The sequence below is a fragment of the uncultured Nitrosomonas sp. genome, from assembly GCF_902826915.1.
GTDB lineage: Bacteria > Pseudomonadota > Gammaproteobacteria > Burkholderiales > Nitrosomonadaceae > Nitrosomonas.
In genome coordinates this window covers 24,711-31,110 of record NZ_CADEGP010000030.1, presented here as the reverse complement: position 1 = coordinate 31,110, position 6,400 = coordinate 24,711, and the positions used below count along the sequence as shown (strand labels likewise).

The 6,400-nt window shown below is 43.9% G+C and carries 6 protein-coding genes; 1 reads left to right on the top strand and 5 read right to left on the bottom strand.

Translation table 11 applies throughout. The features are described 5' to 3' along the window. Positions 1-12: 12 nt before the first annotated feature. From QZV86_RS07090 to rpmH, 5 genes are all read right to left on the bottom strand, one after another. A complete protein-coding gene (locus tag QZV86_RS07090; RefSeq protein WP_295625475.1) occupies positions 13-306 on the bottom strand; it encodes a hypothetical protein in 294 nt (97 codons plus the stop codon). A gap of 65 nt (positions 307-371) precedes the next feature. Continuing rightward, positions 372-1,727: a tRNA uridine-5-carboxymethylaminomethyl(34) synthesis GTPase MnmE gene (gene mnmE, locus QZV86_RS07085; protein WP_295625481.1), complete on the bottom strand. Its 1,356-nt coding sequence runs from the start codon at positions 1,725-1,727 to the stop codon at positions 372-374. A 70-nt stretch (positions 1,728-1,797) separates the two neighbouring features. Further along, positions 1,798-3,735 carry a membrane protein insertase YidC gene (yidC, locus tag QZV86_RS07080; RefSeq protein ID WP_295625473.1) on the bottom strand — a complete coding sequence of 646 codons (1,938 nt, stop codon included), beginning with the start codon at positions 3,733-3,735 and terminating at the stop codon, positions 1,798-1,800. A gap of 352 nt (positions 3,736-4,087) precedes the next feature. Further along, entirely contained in the window at positions 4,088-4,432 is a 345-nt protein-coding gene (gene rnpA / locus QZV86_RS07075; RefSeq protein ID WP_295625470.1) for a ribonuclease P protein component, read from the bottom strand. 51 nt (positions 4,433-4,483) lie between these two features. After that, entirely contained in the window at positions 4,484-4,618 is a 135-nt protein-coding gene (rpmH, locus tag QZV86_RS07070; RefSeq protein WP_292920374.1) for a 50S ribosomal protein L34, read from the bottom strand. 398 nt (positions 4,619-5,016) lie between these two features. Between rpmH and xseA the strand changes: the two genes are divergently transcribed. Beyond that, positions 5,017-6,375, top strand: coding sequence for an exodeoxyribonuclease VII large subunit (xseA, locus tag QZV86_RS07065; RefSeq protein WP_295625466.1), 1,359 nt, complete (start codon positions 5,017-5,019; stop codon positions 6,373-6,375). Positions 6,376-6,400 lie beyond the last annotated feature (25 nt).

The window sequence follows — 6,400 nt, the reverse complement described above, 5'->3', positions numbered from 1 at the left end:
CGAGATTTCCACTTAAAATATGGGAAAAACTGTCCAATCAAGTGTGACCACCTCTTTATGCCCCAAGTCTGCTTTTTTGGCTTCAATCACGCCCACAGCTTTTTTATCAATAAACAGCACGTAATCCGCTGGGCCAACATCGGTCTGGTATTCGCGCACGGCTTGCCCCAGTCCGGCATTCAGGTTGATATTCTTGGCAGATTGAACCATCCATCCCGCTTGCTGGAGTAACGAGTCGATGTTGTCGCGGGCTTTTTGTTCTGGATTCTGGTTGAGCGTCATATAACAAAAACAGCATTTAATCATAACACGCTGCTCTAAGTCATTTATTAAACTCGGCTAAACGTAACGGATCGTTCCGAAATTTGAAGCTATTTGCCAATGCAAAAATGCGAAAAAATTTCTCCCAGCAGATCATCAGCCGTGAATTGACCCGTAATGGTGGATAATCCGTGTTGCGCCAGTTTAAGTTCTTCGGCAAGAAGCTCCAGCTGGTATTCCGTTTCAGTATAGTCTTGCGCATTGGCCAGATGCGCTTTTGCTTGCATCAGCGCTTCCAGATGGCGCTGTCTCGCCATGAATATTCCTTCACCGGCATGATTGAATTGCCAACCTGCCATGTCCAGAATTCTTTGGCGCAGTAATTCGATGCCCGCGCCGGTTTTGGCCGAAAGATGAATGGTACTATTGTGTTCCTCACCTTCCATTTTTGGCTTCTCATTGAGTAGGTCAATCTTGTTGAACACGGTGATTTGAGGTTTGTCAGCGGGAATGTATTGCTGTATTGAATCAGGAGCATCGTGCCGGTGTTGGCTGCTATCCAGCAACCGAAGCACCAGGTTGGCGCGTTTAATCGCAGCCAGTGTTCGTTCAATGCCTTTTTGCTCGACAATATCGCCGGTTTCTCTCAGGCCTGCGGTATCCACAATATGAATCGGCATCCCGGCAATGGTGATGGTTCGTTGAATGGTATCTCGAGTGGTTCCGGGTATTTCCGTGACAATGGCGGCCTCTTCTTCGACCAATTGATTCAGTAAGCTGGATTTCCCGACATTGGGTGCCCCCGCCAATACAATCTGGATGCCTTCCTGCAGCAAGTTGCCCTGCCGTGCCGCGGAAAGTGTCTGCTCAACTTGCGTGACAATATGATCCAGTTTTGCGCGAATTTGCAAAGTTTTCAAATTATCGATTTCGTCTTCCGGGAAATCCAGGATGGCTTCGATGAGCATCCGAAGTGTGATCAATAAACTTACCAATGCTTCGATTCGGGCAGAGAAATGACCTTGCAAAGAATTGACTGCACAAAGTGCGGCCTCATGCGTGCTGGCTTCGATGATCGCCGCGACGCTTTCAGCCTGGACTAAATCGATTTTATTATTGAGATAAGCGCGTAGTGTAAATTCGCCCGGTTGCGCTAAACGAGCGCCAGCGCTCAGGCAACTTTTGAGCAATAAATTCAGGATTGCCGGGCCGCCATGTCCATGCAGCTCGAGCACATCTTCGCCCGTGTACGAATGAGGCCCTGGAAAATAAAGAACGATACCTTGATCGATGATTTGTCCATTGACATCGAAAAATTTGTTGAGGCTGGCATAGCGTGGCTTGGGGAGCTTACCGAAAATTATTTCTGCAAGTTTTGCTAAGTTCTTGCCAGAAATGCGAATTACACCGATTCCACCGCGTCCGGTCGGAGTTGCAATTGCTGCAATGATATCGGGGCTTACTATGTATGAACTCCGTGTGCTTTATGGGTTGCTATGCCGGTCATCTAGGTTGATAGATAGCCGGCAGGCATTGTTATTTCTTTCTTGTTCTTTTAGCAACTGGGTTGCTTTTTGGTTTTGCAGGCGATTTACTTTTATTAGAAGCAGTTGCTTGCTTTAACGGTGTTTTTTCATTTTCCTCTGAACTCACTGCCGCCCTTGCTTCTGCTCCGGTAGTAGAAGTGTTCGCTTCTTCATTATCGAGAGGAGCCGCCAATTGAAGGTTTTCCTTGGCGGGTTCGGGGCTATTCTTAATTTTCTTCTTACTTTTATCTTTATTAGTTTCCTCCTCCGCAGCTTTGTTCTCATACATGCGCGTAATCTGCCATTGTTGCGCTATGGAAAGAATATTGTTGCAAAGCGAATAAAGCACAAGACCCGCCGGGAAAAAGAAGAAGAAAATGCTGAACGCAATCGGCATAATCTTCATTATTTTTGCTTGCATCGGATCTGCGGGCGTGGGACTAAGTTTTGATTGAATCCACATCGATACGCCCATAATTACTGGCAGTACATAATAGGGATCGGGCACTGACATGTCAGTTATCCATAAAGCTAATGGTGCGTAACGTAACTCAACGGCAGCCAATAATGTCCAAAACAATGCAATGAAAACAGGAATCTGAACCAATATTGGCAAACACCCGCCCATTGGATTGATTTTCTCTTCCTTGTAAAACTCCATCATGGCTTGATGCATGCGCTGCCTATCACTCGCGTATTGCTCACGAATACGTTGCAGCTTAGGTGTAACTACGCGCAGTTTAGCCATCGAGCGATAGCCTGCGGCGGATAATGGGAAGAAAATAAGCTTGACAGTCAAGGTGAGGAGAATGATTGCGATACCCCAATTATCTGTCCACGAATGATAAAAAGAAAGCAACCAGAATAGTGGTTTGGCCAGAACTGTCAACCATCCGTAATCGACTGTCAAATCAAGCCCCGGAGCCAATTCAGCCAGCTTATTTTGTTCTTGTGGGCCGGCGTAAAAAGGCATAGAAATACTTCTAACTTGGTTCGGCTCAACGGCACCAACAGGCGCAATAACACCGGCAGTATATTGGTTGGGAGCCAGCCGTTTGGCAAAATATTCGCGGGGCGTGCCGGGTTCAGGCAACCAGGCAGTCAGAAAATAATGTTCCAGCATGGCTATCCAACCATTATCCGCATTGGTTGGATATTCCGCTTTATTCTTATCCAAATCAGAAAATTTAATTTTTAAAAATTTCTCATCATCCGTGTACATTGCAGCCCCGGTATAAGAATGAACCAAGGCGCCAGCTCCGACAGGCTCATTAGGATCCCGCAACATCTGAAAATAAGAAAATGGAATAAGTGTTGTTTCGCTATGATTGGCAATCTCAAATTCGACATCAATTACGTAGCTGCCACGATGAAAGGTATAGATTTTCGTAACTTGTACACCATCCGCTTCGGGTGCCACGAGACGTACCACGACCTTTTCCTGACCAGATTCCAGCTGATAAGAATATTTATTGTCCTCTACGGTAAATTTTGTTTTGTGATTAGGCAATCCATCACCAATGAGTCCGGATTGTGCAACTTGAAAGCGCGCAGTTTTATCCAATAAGAGCTCGTAGGGCTTACTAATATCCTCTCGGGCTGGGTGTTCGAGTAAGCCCAGTTGTCGGATATCACCCCCAGCTGTATCAATCTCAGCAATAATCATGTCCGTTCTCACCTGAATCTTTTCGCCTATGGTGAAAAGATTAGGCGTTACAGATGGACTGACACCCTCGATCCCTGAAACAGTAGCCGATCCGGAAGTTGAAGAAGCCAATTCATCTCCAGGAACCGGGAGAGGATCATGGCGTTGATTTGACAGGTCTGAGGCTGCTCCAGACATTACTTGCGAACTGGTGGAAGGATATAATTCTTTTTGCCAGGAATCCCACAAAAAAAGTAATGAGGTGGAAAAAATGATGATCAGTAGAAGTTTTTTTGTTTCCATTATTTTTCAATCAAGTTGGTTTTCTCGATAAAGCTATCCGCGTACTACTCGCAATAGTTAACCGTACAATTACACATTTTGTTATAGACGAATTTCATCGCGGTTACTTTACAAAGAATTATGGGTAATCAGTTAGTTTTGAGGTTATGGGTGAAATTACCAAGCTGGTTTGTAATGACACCTATACTCCAAGGAATGCACTTAATACGCGACATATAGTCAGTCGCGCTCCAAGTTATTAACCAGATACTCGTATGCCCCGCACGCGTATTGTGAATAAATTGGGCTAAATCGGCATATAAGTTCCAAAATAGAATTCTTGCAATGCCGGTAATAATCTTTATGCTAGTGATTAATCCTGACATTGCTGTAGTTCGAGCATTATTAATTGCATTTCGGCGGACAACCCTTTGGACTCATCTTTGATCATAGGACGTCTCAGTCGTATCAACCAATCCATTTCTTTTATCTTATCGCCACCCCGTTTTCTCCGAAATGTTTCTCGCAAAATACGCTTAATCCGGTTACGCCTAGTTGCACGGCGCTCAATTTTTTTTGAAACAATCAATCCCAGACGCGCATAACCCAAACCATTCGGTTTCGCATAAATTTGAATTAAATCCCCACTGATCTGACACTTAAAATTAATTATTGCAGCAAATTCTGAAGCTTTTTGTAACTTGCAGTGCTTTGGCAAAGGTTGAATTTCAACAAATCTAAAAATAAAGAATATAACCCAAATATATTTTTAAACACTCAATCGTGCGCGACCTTTTGCACGACGAGCACGGATTATCGCCGCACCAGCACGTGTTTTCATACGCACTCGAAATCCGTGCGTACGTTTTCTCTTAGTTACTGAAGGTTGATAAGTACGTTTCATTCGGCACTCCTCTAAATATTTATTTTATCTTATCAATAGAACCGCGTATTACAACTTGTTATGGGGTCAAATGTCAATATCCTTTTCAAAGATAAATCAATCTTACCCTTTTGATGAGTAAGATTAACAGATAAGAAAATAGGTTAATAGTTTTAATTTGGTTAGTTTTTAGAATGGGTGTCAAATCCTTATCAAGGTCCAATTTATGATGCGTTAATTCAAACTATCGCCGATACATTCAAACAATCTGCCTGATGATGCAATGATAGAATACAAATAAATTATTTTTAACTCGACCAAACGGAACCAAGTTTGAATACCAAAATTCCTCAATCCGGTTTGATACTCATTTCCGAGCATTGGATAATACTCACATATGCAGATTCAACCCGTCATACATGAGTCTGTTTCCCATAACCAACCTCGCGCACAAAGTACTGACCGTCAGTGAGCTAAACAACAATACCAAACAGTTGCTGGAACAAAACATCCCATTAATGTGGATTAATGGTGAAATCTCCAATTTAAAGCGCTACCAATCGGGTCATTGGTATTTTTCTCTCAAAGATAATCAAGCGCAGGTCCGTTGTGTGTTATTCAGTCATAAGAATCAGTTTATCGATTGGCAACCTAAAGATGGCATGCAAGTAGAAGTGCTTGCATTGGTCACTCTGTATGAGCCGCGTGGCGATTTTCAGCTCAATGTTGAGATTATGCGACACGCAGGGTTAGGTGAGTTATTCGAAATGTTTGAAAAGCTTAAAACCAAACTGCAACAAGCTGGACTATTTAGCCCTGCGCAGAAGAAACCTTTGCCTGCCTTTCCTAAACAAGTCGGCATCATCACCTCACTAGATACTGCAGCACTACGAGACATTCTGTCGACATTGCGACGGCGCATGCCATTCTTGCCAGTCATTGTCTACCCTACCCTGGTACAAGGAAAGACAGCCGCCAATAGCATCGCTGACACCATCAAATTAGCATGCCGACGGGCAGAATCCGATATATTGATACTCTGCCGTGGCGGCGGCAGCATTGAAGACCTATGGGCATTTAACGAAGAAGTCGTAGCGCTTGCGATTAGCACCAGTTCAATACCTATTGTCAGCGGTATCGGCCATGAGACAGACTTTACCATTGCAGATTTTGTTGCAGATATGCGCGCACCTACACCTACTGCAGCTGCGGAACTGGTTAGCAAAGACAGAATAGAATTAAGTCATCGATTGAATACGCTGCATCAACATATGCACCGTACCACTTTGCATCGTATTGAACGCGCTATGCAACAAATGGACACTCTGTCACATCGATTAATTTATCCTGGCGACAAAATCAAGCAACAAGTCATTCATCAGCAACATTTGCAAGATCAACTCATCACTACATGGGCACATCAGTTGGAAAAGAGGCAGTGGAAATTACTCGATCTCAATCAACGGCTAATAGCATCAAGTCCGCGTATTGCCCGACTGCAGGAACAACAAAATGAATTGGTTTCACGCTTAGGCAATGCCTATTCCCGTTACTCCGAAACATTGTCCGCCAGGCTAAAGAATTTACAGATGCAATTATCACACCTAAACCCGCAAGCGGTATTGGAGCGGGGTTATAGCATCACACATGCTAAGGATGGTGTCATCATTCGTGACAGCAAACAAATTCATTCAGGAGATAGAATTCAGGTAAAATTTGCGCACGGAATGTGTGAAGCGGATGTCAGCACAACCAGAGATCCTGACCAATACGAATAAAACAATCATTCATTCCTCTATATTC